General features: G+C 63.6%; 14 protein-coding genes. 4 read left to right on the top strand and 10 right to left on the bottom strand.

Annotated elements, in window-relative coordinates; all coding sequences use genetic code 11:
- Positions 1-365 precede the first annotated feature (365 nt).
- The 4 genes from AC0V2Y_RS26700 to AC0V2Y_RS26685 are packed head-to-tail and all read right to left on the bottom strand — an operon-like array spanning position 366 to position 2,694.
- The gene (locus AC0V2Y_RS26700; RefSeq protein ID WP_275528093.1) at positions 366-497 is read right to left on the bottom strand and encodes a hypothetical protein; all 132 of its coding nucleotides are present in this window, start codon (positions 495-497) and stop codon (positions 366-368) included.
- A gap of 1 nt (position 498) precedes the next feature.
- Positions 499-951, bottom strand: coding sequence for a PaaI family thioesterase (locus tag AC0V2Y_RS26695; protein WP_070310764.1), 453 nt, complete (start codon positions 949-951; stop codon positions 499-501).
- 33 nt (positions 952-984) lie between these two features.
- Positions 985-1,476: a MarR family winged helix-turn-helix transcriptional regulator gene (locus tag AC0V2Y_RS26690; RefSeq protein WP_475415069.1), complete on the bottom strand. Its 492-nt coding sequence runs from the start codon at positions 1,474-1,476 to the stop codon at positions 985-987.
- Positions 1,477-1,521: 45 nt separating this feature from the next.
- Positions 1,522-2,694, bottom strand: coding sequence for a citrate synthase family protein (locus AC0V2Y_RS26685; protein ID WP_475415070.1), 1,173 nt, complete (start codon positions 2,692-2,694; stop codon positions 1,522-1,524).
- Between the two features lie 100 nt (positions 2,695-2,794).
- Here AC0V2Y_RS26685 and AC0V2Y_RS26680 point away from each other — a divergent pair, with 100 nt between their 5' ends.
- Together AC0V2Y_RS26680 and AC0V2Y_RS26675 are read left to right on the top strand one after the other, a co-directional pair.
- Positions 2,795-3,337 carry a GNAT family N-acetyltransferase gene (locus AC0V2Y_RS26680; RefSeq protein ID WP_475415071.1) on the top strand — a complete coding sequence of 181 codons (543 nt, stop codon included), beginning with the start codon at positions 2,795-2,797 and terminating at the stop codon, positions 3,335-3,337.
- Positions 3,338-3,359: 22 nt separating this feature from the next.
- Entirely contained in the window at positions 3,360-4,424 is a 1,065-nt protein-coding gene (locus AC0V2Y_RS26675; protein WP_475415072.1) for an NAD(P)/FAD-dependent oxidoreductase, read from the top strand.
- 3 nt (positions 4,425-4,427) lie between these two features.
- Here AC0V2Y_RS26675 and AC0V2Y_RS26670 read toward each other — a convergent pair whose 3' ends face one another.
- The 3 genes from AC0V2Y_RS26670 to AC0V2Y_RS26660 form a co-directional block, all read right to left on the bottom strand.
- Positions 4,428-4,850, bottom strand: a complete 423-nt coding sequence (locus AC0V2Y_RS26670) for a hypothetical protein (protein WP_475415073.1) — start codon at positions 4,848-4,850, stop codon at positions 4,428-4,430.
- A gap of 70 nt (positions 4,851-4,920) precedes the next feature.
- Positions 4,921-5,142 (bottom strand): DUF6434 domain-containing protein, encoded by a 222-nt coding sequence (locus AC0V2Y_RS26665; protein ID WP_475415074.1) that lies wholly within the window; start codon positions 5,140-5,142, stop codon positions 4,921-4,923.
- 559 nt (positions 5,143-5,701) lie between these two features.
- A complete protein-coding gene (locus tag AC0V2Y_RS26660) occupies positions 5,702-6,583 on the bottom strand; it encodes a LysR family transcriptional regulator (RefSeq protein ID WP_175533229.1) in 882 nt (293 codons plus the stop codon).
- A 97-nt stretch (positions 6,584-6,680) separates the two neighbouring features.
- Between AC0V2Y_RS26660 and AC0V2Y_RS26655 the strand changes: the two genes are divergently transcribed.
- Both AC0V2Y_RS26655 and AC0V2Y_RS26650 read left to right on the top strand, forming a co-directional pair.
- Positions 6,681-7,265, top strand: coding sequence for an N-acetyltransferase family protein (locus AC0V2Y_RS26655; RefSeq protein WP_475415075.1), 585 nt, complete (start codon positions 6,681-6,683; stop codon positions 7,263-7,265).
- A 118-nt stretch (positions 7,266-7,383) separates the two neighbouring features.
- Entirely contained in the window at positions 7,384-8,862 is a 1,479-nt protein-coding gene (locus AC0V2Y_RS26650; protein ID WP_475415092.1) for an MFS transporter, read from the top strand.
- A gap of 4 nt (positions 8,863-8,866) precedes the next feature.
- Here AC0V2Y_RS26650 and AC0V2Y_RS26645 read toward each other — a convergent pair whose 3' ends face one another.
- From AC0V2Y_RS26645 to AC0V2Y_RS26635, 3 genes are all read right to left on the bottom strand, one after another.
- Positions 8,867-9,919: an alpha/beta fold hydrolase gene (locus AC0V2Y_RS26645; protein ID WP_475415076.1), complete on the bottom strand. Its 1,053-nt coding sequence runs from the start codon at positions 9,917-9,919 to the stop codon at positions 8,867-8,869.
- 29 nt (positions 9,920-9,948) lie between these two features.
- A complete protein-coding gene (locus AC0V2Y_RS26640; RefSeq protein ID WP_475415077.1) occupies positions 9,949-11,391 on the bottom strand; it encodes an alpha/beta fold hydrolase in 1,443 nt (480 codons plus the stop codon).
- Between the two features lie 84 nt (positions 11,392-11,475).
- Positions 11,476-13,767, bottom strand: coding sequence for a heavy metal translocating P-type ATPase (locus tag AC0V2Y_RS26635; protein WP_475415078.1), 2,292 nt, complete (start codon positions 13,765-13,767; stop codon positions 11,476-11,478).
- Between the last annotated feature and the right edge of the window lie 62 nt (positions 13,768-13,829).

The raw sequence follows: 13,829 nt of genomic DNA, 5'->3' as shown, positions 1-13,829 counted from the left end.
TAAGAAAACTGCCATATTCATTCGACTTTACAAAGGTAGATGGACGTATGCGGTGCTAGCGATATATGTCTCAGTGTATGGTGTTGTTACTCCCATGACAAGGAAGAACCAAACCAGTGGCTGCGTGAGCCGTTCGAAGGCAAGGGCTTGATGAAGTGTATGCGCTCCCGGGTCGGGTCTCCAAAGTGCTCCACTGCGCGTATCCGATACCCTTTGCGGACCAGCAAGCGCAGCATGGCCGGGTAGCGGTTCATCGATTTCACGGTGACGGCCGCAAAGCCGTGTGCACCGGCCCCGGCTTCCTGGTGTTCCAACGGGCGCTGCGTCAGGCCTGTCTTGCGGTGCGCGGGCAGCACACAGCCCAGTCAGCTATACAAGGAGCCATCGTCGGTGCCATAGCCCAGCTTGCGGCCCATGGGCTGGCCGCCCGCTTCCGCGATCAGCGCCAGCGCGCTGGCGGACAGCCGGCCCTGCAACTGCGCCAGGTACCGGGCCATATCACGCGGCCGCTTGTTCCCGGGGGCGGATGATCATGCAGGTGGCCGTCGCGTGCGCGTACACTTTGCCCGCTTCGTCGCGGATTGTGCCTTCCGAAATGACCAGGTTGCGGCCTGCATTGATGACTTTGCCTTCCGCAAAGACCGTCACGTTGAAGGGCAGGGGACGGCACATCTTGATGTTCAGGTCCGTCGTGCCATAGCTTTCGCCAGCCGGCAAGACCGTGTGCGTGGCGCAGCCCGTGACCGTGTCGAGCACGGTGGCGGCGAAACCGCCGTGCACGCCGCCCATGGGATTCGTATGGTTTTCATTCGCCGTCGCCGTGAAGATCACTCTGCCGTGCTCGATCGTGTGCGCATCCATGGGCATGGTCTTGGAAATGCCGGGCCGGGGGAACAGGCCTTGCGCGAATGCTTGCATCAGTTGCAAGCCTGTCATGTCTTTCGGGTGCATGGGTAACTCCTGTGGTGGTGATGTGGGGATAAGTCAGACGTCCTGCGCAAAACGCAGGCGCGAGGCGTGCAGCAGGAAGCGGGCGACGATGGCCAATTCTTCCTCGCTGAAACCGGCTTTCAGTTGTTCGTTCAGGCTGTCGAGCAGGGGCAGGGCATGAGCCAGCACCTCGCCGCCCTTGGCCGACATGTGCAGGGTGCCGGCGCGCGCGTCGAGCGCCGACTGGCCGCGCACGATCAGGCCGTTTTCTTCCATGCGCGTCACCAGGCCTGTCACGGCCGAGTTTTTCAGCTGCAGCGCCCGCCCCAGATCCTTCAATTGGCAGCCTTCCTCGCCCTTCAGGGCAAACAGGGCGACGACTTGCGTGCCGGAAAAGCCCAGTTCACTGCTAAACACGGCGTCGGCCGAGCGGAACAGGTTCTGGCGCGCCAGGTTGAGCAGGTTGAACAGGCGCGGCGAACGCTCGCCCAGCGGGCAGGCGGCGGCATCGGGAAGGTCTGGCTGGGGGGAGGTATTGGTACGCATGCGAAGTATACTACTACGTATGCGTAATAAATCAAGCGCCTATTTTCAGTCGCGCTGGTGGCGCCCCACGTAGCGGGCGCGGGGGCGGATCAGTGCCGCGCTGGCGGCTTGCTCGGCGGCATGCGCGATCCAGCCGGCCGAGCGGGCCAGCGCAAACACGCTCAATGCCGCGCCCTCGGGCCAGCCGAACGCCAGTTCCATCGCGCCCAGCGCCAGGTCGGCATTCGGCCTGGTATCGAGCAGCTCGCTTGCCGTGGCGCAGACGGACAGAATGGCGGCCAGATGCGGGTACCCGGGCGACAGCGCCGACAAGATTCCCAGCAGATATGCGGCGCGCGGGTCGCCGTCTGGATACAAAGGATGGCCAAAGCCGGCAAATTCCGGCGCGACGGTCTTGTAATAGGCGACGATGGCGGCCCTGGCATCCGGCGCGGCCAGCGCCTGCGTCAACATGCGCCGGGCCGCCGCGCTGCCGCCGCCGTGCTTGTCGCCGGACAGGGCCACCAGCCCGGCCATCAGCGCGGCGGGCAGGCTGGCACCCGTCGAGGCGACGCAGCGTACGGCAAAGGTCGACGCGTTCAATTCATGGTCGGCCAGCAGCACGAGGGTGGCGCGCAGCAACTCAGTTTGCTCCGCATCGGCTTGCCACGCTTGCGCCAGCTGCAAGTGCAGCGGCAGTGCGGACGGCGCCGTCCGGAGCAGGGCGGCGGCCAGCAGGCGCATCAAGGCGGGGCCGGATTGCGGCGAGTGCGCCATGTCCGCCGTCGTCAGCATGGCCATGGCGAGCATGGCGCGCGCCAGCGGCGGCGCTTCAGGTGCGCAGGTCAACCCTTGCGGCAGGGCCGGCGCGTCCTGCTGAAAATGGTCGCTCGCGTTATCGTCCCACAGCAGGCCGGCGGCCAGCTCCAGCGTCGCGTGCTGGGCCAATGCCGTCGCATCGCAGCCCCGGTACAGCAGTCGTCCATCGAGAATGTGGGAAATTTGCGTCTCCAGCACGGGCAAGCCCCAGTGCATGGCGGCCACAGCCGTCTGGCCACCGCGCTTGGCGTCGTTCTTGCGGGCCGCCAGGCGCAGCACGTCTTCCTGCGGATAGCGCTTGCGGCGCGATGCGCCATTGCTGACGGAGGCCAGCAAGCCCCGGCTCACATAGGAATACAGGGTGGGCAGGCTGACGTTCAAGAGGCGCGCAGCCTCGGCAGCGGACAGATCGTTGTTCATGGCGGCCATTGTAGCGGCTGTCACTTTATATTGATTGATGGAATCAAGATTGACGGGTCGGGCGGCGCATCACTAGACTCATGCCTTTCCAGGAGTCTCCATGAGTACACACACCATTCGCACCCTGCGCCCCGACGATGCCGCGCCCTTGCTTGCTTTCGAGCAAGCCAACCGGGCCTGGTTCGAGCGCCATATCGACCGGCGCCCCGACGATTTTTACAGCGTCGACGGCATTGCCGCGCACGTCGCGCAATTCCTGGACGAACATGCACAGGGACGCTTGCACCCCTGCATCATCTTGGACGAACATGGACAATTGATCGGGCGCGCCAACCTCAAGGATATCGACGGGCAGACGCAAACGGCCGAAGTCGGCTACCGCATCGGCGAGCAGCAAGCGGGCAAGGGCCTGGCCACGGCCGCGCTGCGCCATTTGATTGATCTGGCGCAAAACGAATGGCAGCTGGCCAGCCTGTGCGCCTACGCCATCGACGGCAATGCGGCGTCGATCCGCGTGCTGGAACGCTGCGGTTTCGTGCAGGGAATGGCCGTGCCCGATATTGCCCTGGTGGAAGGCAATGTTGTCGATGGCCATGCCTATGCGCTGGAGTTGCGGGCGGCTGGGGTAGACTCTATCCTGTGATAAATAAACAAAGTTGGCAGAGATGAATCAGGAAAGCCCCAAACGTCCAGCACGCATCATCGTCATCGGCGCCGGCATCGTCGGCGCGTCGCTCGCCTACCACCTGGCCAGCAAGGGAGCACAAGTCACCGTGCTCGAGGCGGGCGGCATCGCGTCCGGCGTGACGGGCACCTCGTTTGCCTGGATTAACACGTCCTGCGCGGGGCCGGACCCCATTGCGGCCCTGCGCGGCGACGCCATCGCCGCTTGGCGCCAGCTGGAAACGCAGGTCGCGGGATTGACGGTGCGCTGGCATGGCGCCCTGTCATATGGCACGCAGGACGGGCGCGTGTCGCCCGCATCCATCGTGATTGACCGCGCGCACATCGCCCGGCTTGAACCGCAACTGCGGCGGCCGCCGCAACAGGCTATCTACGAACCGGAGCAGGGCGCCCTCGACGCCGTTGCCGTCACCCACGCCTTGCTGGCGGCGGCCCAGGCGCTCGGCGCGACGGTCCGCACGCACACGCCCGTGCTGGGTTTTACCGTCCGGGACGCGCAGGTGACGGGCGTGGAAACGGCTGCGGACCTTATCGAGGCTGATATGGTCGTGCTGGCGGCAGGCACGGGCACGGCCAGCCTGGCGGAAAAGCTGGGCGCCAGCCTGCCGATCCACGCCTCGCCCGCTATCTTCCTGCGCTACCAGGCGCCGCCGGGCCTCGTGCGCGGCATCATTTCCAGCCATGCAATGGAAGTGCGGCAAGCCGAGGACGGGACCATGCTGGCAGCGGAAGATTACGTGGACGACGCGCCGGAAAACCAGCCGGCCGCCATCGCGCTACGCACGGCCAGCGCGATCCGGGAAGAACTGGAGGGGGCGGAGGCCATCGCGCCGGAATTCGCCTGCATCGGCCTGCGCCCCATGCCCGCAGACGGCGTACCCGTCATCGGCTATCTGCCAAATATCAACGGAGTGTACGTATGCGCCATGCATCCGGGCGTGGTGCTGGCAGCCATCGTGGGCCAGCTGGCCAGCGGGGAAATTGTCACTGGCGAGCCAGCGCCGGCCCTGGACGCTTGCCGGCCCGCGCGTTTCCTGGCGTGCTGACTGTTAAGGCACAGCTACCGCGAAAACGGGCAGGACGAACGGCGCCGGCTCCTGCGCGTCGCAGTCCTCCGACGGCGCCTGCATATAATGCTCATTGCGCCAGTCCCCGTTCACCACGCGCTCGGCGATCAGCGCCAGATCCTGCGTTTCGCGCAGCGTGCAGCGAAACGGCAGCCGCCCATGCGAGCGCGACACCAGGCTGAAGCGCAGCTGGCGGCATTGCGCGTCGTGCCAGCAGTAAAACAGCATGTCTTCTCCATGGAGCGCGCTGCGGCGCGCCGCGATCACCTCACCGATGAAGGCAACGATATCGGCCGCATGGATCTGCGGCGTTTCCTCGTCCGTGGGCGAAAAGCTCCACATATTGGTCCTGGCTTCGTGATTGATGTCGTCGGGATCAATCTCGACGGCATCGTCTTTTGCCATGGTGAGCCAGTTGCTTACGACGGTTGAGTGAATCATGTAAAGCCTTCAGTGCTTATCAATATTTGTTTATTTACGTATCACCGGCTTGATTATGTCGGCGCATCCATTCATCCGCGACATCGCCCATGTTTTTGACGGCGCCATCGCATATCCAGGCCATGAAATCACGGCCCAGCTTGAATTCGGGGCCACACTGGTGAACTAGGAAGCGTCTGACGTTTTGCGTGTTCCGGTAGTTGTCATCAACGAGTGTGTGCCGGGTAATGACGCCGCCGTGCCAATTGAAGTCCATGCTGTGCTCCTTCTCGCTGTAACAGTAATGCCGACGTGCAGTGCAAGCTTGATGCCGACAGAGAGGTGAGATGAGATAGCATTGTATGCCGGCATCATCCCATTCAGCAATTTTTAGGACTAATCTTATATATGACAGAAATTATTCGTTTTAGGATAAAAGCAAGCGACATGCCCGCGTATCGATGACTCATCGTATCAAACACTCTTGAATATATATGAAACATTTTGATAAGAGTATAATTATTTCAGTAATTTTTTTCTCGACATCTATTGCTCTGCTATTTTTCCTATTGAGTGAATGTGCAATGATTTCTTACTGGTTGCTTGATTTTTCAATGCGCAATCCTTTCATTTTCAACGGAGTAATTATATTTTCAATCTTCTTGGCCTTTGTTTTTTTATATATTTACAAATCAAGAAAGAGAAAGGTTGAACAGGTAGAGCAATAGCCGCACTATCAAACAGATAAATTCATCTGCTTCTGGTATTCCTCGGAAATGGGGGACGCCCGCAAGCTATCGAGCAGACAGCTCGCGGCCTGTCACGGATGCCGCATTTCACCCCCGCGGCCCATCCGCCAGCAACTCCGCCAGCCTGTTCGTCAGCCACAAACTCGTCTCGCTCAGCTTCTTCCCATGGATCGATAGCCGCCGCACCGGCAGCCTGGATAAAGCCAGCGCAGGGCAGGGCACTTCCTGCAGATACCCCTTGTAGTTGTCGTAATTGGCGATGTTGAGCGGCAGAATCGCCCAGCCCAGCTCGTCCGCGACCATTTCCGCGATGCTGTAGAAACTGTCGGAAAACCAGACGGCGGGGCTGAACGCATGTTCGCGGTTGAGCTCGGAATCCATGATCAGCTGGCGGTAGCGGGTAAGCTCGTTGCGGCTCACTTCCTGGCCGTGCGCCATCGGGTGGCCTTTGGCCACGAACACGCCTTGCGCCACGCTGCCGATGTGCTGCTGCTCCAGCACGGGAGAAATCGGACCGCGGTCAAAATGAAAAGCCACGTCGGCTTGCTGCTGCTCCACGTATTGCGCCACCTCGGACGCCGTGGCGTTGAGCATCACCAGTTCCAGCGCCGGGTAGCGCGCCGCCAGTTCCTTGACCAAGGTGCCGATAGCCAGGTAGGGCAGGGCTTCGTCCAGCGCCAGGGTCAGCTGGGCTTCGGGCGCCTCGCTCAGCAGCTGGGCGCGCAGCTGCAAGCGCTCGGCCTGGCGCAGCAGTTCGCACGCTTCCAGGTGCATCACCTTGCCCGCCTCCGTCAGCACGGCGCTGCGGCGCGAACGGTCGAACAGTTCCACGCCGAATTCCGCTTCCAGCAAGCCGATCGAGGTGCTGACCACCGATTGCGCGCGGCCCAGCCGGCGCGCCGCGCCCGAGAAAGAACCGGCCGCGACGGCCGCCTCGAAGTAGCGCATTTGTTCCAAAGTCCATTGCATGGCATCCACCTATCTGTTTTACAGATGGATTTTAACTTGAATGCCATTCAGGGGCGACATAAAATGCTTTTACTAATTCAATAACACGAGATCCGCCATGAAAAACGCCCAAGCCCATACCCCCGCCATCAGCTTCAGCTGGTGTCACGACGCCACCGCCGAAGATGCGCTGTGCAAGCTCTATCTTGACAACGTCAGCGCCGACTATATCTCCCATTCGGAGCTGCAGGGCGAACGGGCCGATGCGCCCGGCAACTGGCGCGCGGACTTGCCTGAAGTCATACGCGGCGAAATCCGCGCCGCCCTGTCGCACGACTGGGCCCATGGCGATTCGACCCTGCTGGCCGTCGTCACCGCCGGCGAGGCCATCGTCGGCATGGCCCTCGTTTCCATCGACACGCGCCAGCGCGCCTCGAAATCGTTCGCCGCGCTGGACGACTTGGTCTTGCTGCCTTCCGTGCGCGGCAGCGGCATCGGCAGCTTGCTGGTGGAGTGGGTGGCCGATGAGCTGCGCGGCCACGGCATCGCCCGCCTGTTCCTCGAATGCGGCGCGCACAACCTGACGGCACAACAATTCTTCCAGGGCCGCGGCTTCAAGCAGGTGTCCGTCGTCATGCTGCGCGAACTCGACGCAACTGCAGCGAGTGCCGCCGTGGATGACAAGGACGGCGACCGTGGCTGACGCCCGCCGCCCCCGACAAGGCCAGGCCCGTGGCAGCCTGGAACGTAAATATTTGCGCAGCACCCGTTTCATCCAAACCGACAGTTGTTAAATAATACATGAGTTGTTTATGCATCCAATGAAAAAATGGCTGACGCTGGCCATCGTCTCCAGCGCCCTGTTCCTGATCGTGGTCGACATGACCGTGCTCTACACCGCCTTGCCCGCGCTGACGCGCGACTTGCAGGCCACTTCCTCGCAAAAACTGTGGATCATCAACGTCTACGCGCTGGTCGTCTCCGGACTGTTGCCCGGCCTCGGCACCCTCGGTGACCGCTTGAGCCACAAACCCGTTTTCCTTGCCGGCCTGGCCGTGTTCGGCATCGCCTCGCTGTGCGCCGCGTTTTCGCCGGCCGCCGAATGGCTGATCTTTGCCCGCGTGCTGCTGGCCATCGGCGCCGCGCTGATGATGCCGGCCACCCTGTCCATCATCCGCCTGACCTTTACGGACAACCGCGAGCGCTCCTTCGCCATCGGCGTGTGGGCGGCGATCGCCTCGGGCGGTGCCGCGTTCGGCCCCGTGCTCGGCGGTTTCCTGATGGAACATTACTGGTGGGGTTCCGTCTTCCTGATCAACGTGCCCATCGTGCTGCTGACCTTGGTCCTGGCTGCCGTCGTCCTGCCGAAACGGGCCGGTAACCGCGACAAGCCGTGGGACTTGAAGGGCTCGCTGCAAATCATGATGGGCCTGCTTGGCGGCGTGTATGCGATCAAGGAACTGGGCAAGTCGCAGCCGTCGTATGCGCTGGCCGCCGCCTCGTTCGCCGTGGGCGCCTTCTTCATGTTGAAATTCGTACGCCGCCAGAAGCGGCAAGCCAAGCCGCTGATCGACTTCGCCCTGTTCCGCGAACTGCCGTTTTCCAGCGCCGTGGCCGCCGCCATGGTGGCGTCCGCCGCCCTGATCGGCATGGAACTGGCGCTGAGCCAGCACATGCAGCTGGTGCGGGAATTGTCGCCGCTGGAAGCGGGCTTGCTGCTGTTGCCGCTGCCGCTGGCGTCCGTGTTTGCCGGTCCGTTGACGGGTTTCATGCTGCCGCGCGCCGACAAGGCCAAGGTCTTGTGGGGTTCGCTGCTGCTGTCCGGTATAGGCATGGCGTCGTATCTGCTGCTGCATGACGCCGCCGTCTCGGCCCAGGTGGCCAGCCTGGTGATCCTGGGCCTGGGTCTGGGCGCCGTCATGACGGCCGCCTCGAGCGCCGTGATGCTCAACGTGGCTCCCCAGCAAGCCGGCATGGCCGCCTCGATCGAGGAAGTGTCGTACGAGCTGGGTGCCGTGATCGGCGTGACGGTGCTGGGCACCATCATGTCGGCCGTCTACAGCGCCACCCTGGTGATCCCGGAAAGCGCCGGCGTCTTGCCGAACGTGCATGACACCTTGGATGCGGCGCTGCTGGCCGCCGAGCAATTGCCGGCCGAACTGGGCCTGCAAGTGTCGGAACTGGCCCGTTCGGCCTTCGACAAGGCATTTATTGTCGTGCTGGCAACGGCTTCCGGCATCCTGATGGCGGCCGCCGCCACCATCCGCTACCTGCATCTGCGGGCGCGCCGCGCGATCTGATTATTCAGCGCTTCAGCAGCGGCGCCACCTGCTCGCGCAAGACCGTCCATTGGGCGTCGTGCACGGCCTCATTGGGGTCGTGTCCGGCCCGTTTCACTACCGTAAAACCCTTGGCCGGCGCCGTGATGCTGTCGAAATACGTGCGCGCGATGGCGGGCGAGGTCAGCAGGTCCGCTTCGCCCATCACGAAAAACACGGGCAAGTCGAAGCGCGTACCCAGCGCGGGCAGGTCGACCTTGGCAAACATGCCGTCGCCGCGCAGGCCGATGAACTGGATGTACGAGTAATCATCGGCCGCCTCGGCATCGGCCAGCGCTTGCGGCGTGGCGTAGAACGGCGCCGGCTGCCACCAGTGTTTTGGCGGCGCATCCGTTGCCAGTGCCTCATATTTGCGGTCGAAGCGGCGCAGGATGCCGAAGTTGCGCGGATCGCGCCATGGCGGCGGACCCAGCGCCGTCAGCTTGTCCACCGTCGCGCTATCGCCGGCCGCTTGCGCCAGCGCAAGCACTTCGCGGTACATGCCGGTCTCGTTCTCCCGCGCATTGACCACCTGCGCCGTGCCGATGTAGGCGTGGAATAGCTCCGGCTGCGCCTTGGCCATGTGCACGCCCAGGATCGATCCCCAGGAACTGCCCATCAAGATGAGCTTGTCCTTGCCCAGGCGCTGCCGCAGATAGCGGGCCACGGCGATGCCGTCGTCGCGCATCTGCTCCACCGTCAAGGGCATGTCTTCCGTCGGACGCTGTTTCGCATACGTCATGCCCGCGCCGCGCTGGTCCCATTGCACCAGGGTGTATTGGCGCTCCCAGCCCGCATAGATGGCCTCCGCGTAGGGACTCAGCGCGTTGCCGGGGCCACCATGGATGAAGAGGATCACGGGATTGCCGCAGGCGGCGCCCGTGACCGTGATCCATTGTTCGATGCCATTGATGGGCACATAGCCCTGTTCGCGCACGGCTTGCGTGGGCGAGGCGCAGATGGACGGCGCGGCGGGCGCCGCCGCTTGTGCCACGCCGAAACAGGTTAACAGCAGCAATGCCAAGCCTGTGATGCGCATATCATCCTCTTCTATATTGTAGGGGGGAACTACAGCGTGCAATCGCGCGCCGGTTTGCCGGCAATAAAACGGGTAGTGGCTTGCTCAAAACAGGCGGGCGCCGTCCACAGGATGAAATGCGGGGCATTCTGCACGGTGGCCAGCGCCACCGTGCCCGCCTTGCTTTGCGTCAAAGCCTGCACTTGCGCCTGTGCGCCAGCGTACGGCGTCTTCGGGTCCAGGGTTCCCTGCAGCACGAGGGTGGGCGGCATTTTCGCCGGCAGGGTGCCGAAATAGGCGTCGCGCGGGTAGGTGGGCAAGCCGCCGCCCAGCAGGATGCGGGGCAGGGGACTGGTCAACAGCAAGTCCGCCTCTTCACGGTCGAGGTCGGCGGCCGTCCAGTCGGGACGCAAGGAGGGCTGCAGATTGTTTTCCGAATTGCTGATGATGCTGACCAGCGGAATCGACAGCGGCGACTGGGGATAGCTGCCCAGGCTGGCTGCCGCTTCCGTCAACGTGGCGCGCACGGCGGCCAGTTCGCCATCCTTGCCCTGGTCCAGGTCGTGCAGCAGATACGGGATGCGGGCGCGGGCGGCCGGCACGTCGAGCATGCCGCCCAGGAAGTTTTTCAGGTTCTTGCCGGGAATCTTCGCCAGCAGGGCGGGCTCGGCTTGCGCCTTGTCCAGCACGCGGCGGTACAAGGCTTCGGCCGGCTCGCCCAGTGCCGCATGGCAAGCTGCATCCGCATCGCAGCGGGCCAGCACCTGCCTGCCGACCTGGTTGACCACGTGCGAACGCTGGCTCAAGTCCCAGCGCGCATCCGTTTGCGGCGGCACCAGCGAGTCGAAAATCACGCCTTTGATTGGCAGCGGCCCCAGCTGCAAGGTGCGCAAGACCAGCTGCGTGCCGTACGACACACTGTATACATACACGGGCGGCTGCTTGCGCTTGCTCCGCTCGCCCTCGATCAAGGCTTTCAAGTCGCGCGCGGCCGTGGTGATGGAAAATTGCGCCGCGTATTCCGGCATCAGATTGATGCCCTTGAAGCAGCTGGCCCATTCGGCGCCGGCCAGGGCGCGGCCGCCGGGACTTTGTTCCGATTCTTCCACCTTGCACAGGCGCGACGAGTGGCCCGTGCCCCGATGGTCGGGGATCAGGAATTCAAAGCCGGGAAAGCTGCGGCGCAGGGTGGGCAGCAGGCTGTAGAACGAAGCGCCCGATTCGCCGGGGCCGCCCGCCACCAGCCACAGCGTGCCCTTGGCGGGCTTGCCGGCAGGCACATCGGCGGCAAACTTGCGCACGAAGACGTGCATGGCATCCGCCTCGCCGACGGCGCGGCCCTGGGCATCGTAGCTGCCGGGCACGTTCAAGCCCGAGCACAGGCTGCCGGGGGCGGCCGTATCGGAGCAGGGCGTGAAAAACATCGGTTCGGCATGCAGGGAGGTGCCAGCCAGCAGAGCGGCCAGCAGGGTCAAACGGGGCAGTAAGGTCATCGGCTACTTTGGCGGCGGTGGGAACAGCCGCCAAAGTAGCGTTTTTTACACCAATTGTCCAGATGGAAATATTTCTGCGCGGGACTATGTTTGCTTGTTATTGCGCAACAGGCGCAAGCCGTTGGCCACCACCAGCAGGCTGGCGCCCACGTCGGCGAACACGGCCATCCACAGGGTTGCCATGCCGGCCAGGGCCAGGCCGAAGAACACGGCCTTGATGCCGATGGCAAAGCTGATGTTTTGCACGAGGATGCTGCGCGTGCGCTGGCTCAGGCTGATGAATTCGGGCAACTTGCCCAGTTCATCGTCCATCAGGGCCACGTCCGCCGTTTCGATGGCCGTGTCGCTGCCGGCCGCGCCCATGGCAAAGCCGATGTCGGCCTGCGCCAGGGCCGGCGCGTCGTTGACGCCGTCGCCCAGCATCGCCACCACGCCGAACTCTTGCTGCAAGGCCTTGATTTCATCGAGTTTATTTTCTGGCAGCAATTCCGCCTTGACCAGGCTTACGCCCACCTCGGCCGCGATGCGCTGCGCCGTCAGCAGATTGTCTCCCGTCAGCATGACGGTGGTCACGCCCAGCGCATTCAGGCGGGCGATGGCGGACGCCGCCGTCGGACGCAGCACGTCAGCCACGGCGATCACGCCCAGCGCACCGGCCGGGGTGGCCAGCACCATGGCTGTGTAGGCTTGCTGTTCCAGCCGCGCCAAAATCGCTTGCAGTGCCGGCGTCAGCACGTTCAATTCCGTCATCAGGCGCGCATTGCCCAGATAATAGGTCTGGCCATCGATATTGCCTTGTACGCCGCGTCCATGCAGGGCGGCAAACTGGGTGACGGGCAAGTGGCTGCTGGCGGGCGGCCCCGCCTTGACGATGGCGGCGGCCAGCGGGTGGGCGGAATTGGCGTCCAGGCTGGCGGCCAGCAGCAGGATGGTGTCGCGGTCGCTGCCCTCCATGGCAACCACGTCCGTGACGGCCGGTTTGCCCATGGTCAAGGTGCCCGTCTTGTCGACGGCGATGGCCTTGATGCGGTAACCCGTTTCCAGGAATTGCCCGCCTTTCACTAAAATGCCGCGCCGCGCGGCCGCCGTCAGGCCGCTGACGACCGTGACGGGCGTGGAAATGACGAGCGCGCACGGGCAGGCGATCACCAGCATCACCAAGGCCTTGTAGACCCACGCCATGAAGGGCTGACCCAGCAACAAGGGTGGCAGCACGGCCACGAGGATGGCGAAGACGACCACGGCGGGCGTGTAGTAGCGGGCAAAATTGTCAACAAAGCGCTGCGTGGGCGCCTGTTTTCCCTGAGTTTCCTCGATCACCTTGACGATCTTGGCCAGGGTGCTGTTGCCGCTGTTGGCCGTCACGGTAACGTCGAGCAAGCCCCGTTCATTGATGGTGCCCGCATACACGACGTCGCCCACGGTCTTGTCCACCGGCATGCTTTCACCGGTGATCGGCGCCTGGTTGACGGACGATTCGCCGCTGGCCACGACGCCGTCGAGGGCGATGCGCTCGCCCGGTTTCACGCGCATGGTCGCGCCGATGGCCACGGTGGCGACGGATACTTGCTGCCAGGCGCCGCCGGCGTCGGCGACGGTCGCCGTGTCCGGCGCCAGCTGCATCAGGCTGTGCACGGCGTTGCGCGCGCGGTTCAGGGACAAGCCTTCGATCAGCTCGGCAATGGCGAACAGGAAGATGACCATGGCCGCTTCCGGCCACTGGCCGATGGCGATGGCGCCGAAAACCGCCAGGCTCATCAGGAAGTTGATGTTCAGGGTGAAGGTCTTCAGGGCAATCCAGCCCTTTTTCAGGGTCGGCCAGCCGCCCGTGGCGATAGACAGCAGGGCCAGGGCGATGACGAGGGGCGAACTGTCAGCGTGCGTGGTCCACGCCAGCGCCTCGGCGCCGGCGGCAGCCAGGCCGGAGACCACCAGCAAGCCCTTTTGCAGGCCGGACAGATTGCCTTCGTTCGGGTCGCGCGCGACGGCAGCGTCCGCTTCCATGGGAATCGCCTGCATGCCGATGCCGTGCAGGGCCGCTTCCACCGTGGCCAGCGAGGCCAGGGTGTGATGCACGTCGAGCACGCGGTTCATCAGGTTGAAATCGAGGCCCACGACGCCCGCCATATTGGCCAGCTTGTTGCGGATCAGCCGTTCTTCCGTGGGGCAATCCATGTTGGCGATACGGTATTTGGCCGTGTTGGCGCCGGCGACGGGAGTGCTGGGCAGGGCTGGCGCAGCATTGACTGCAGGTGTGGACGAGCACGCATGCTGGCTGGAACAGCAGCTGGCCGCCTTGGGTGCATGCTCATGCTCATGCTCATGGTCGTGCTTGTGCTCGTGCTCGTGGGTATGATCGTGGCTATCGTGCGGCATCGCATTCGTCCTTCCGGTTTGGTGTATGCTTCCATTAGAAACCCTGTAGCCGCTACAGGGTC

The organism is Janthinobacterium sp. BHSEK, assembly GCF_056174685.1.
The sequence above is the reverse complement of the archived record's forward strand: the minus strand, read 5'-3'. Positions and strand labels throughout refer to the sequence as shown.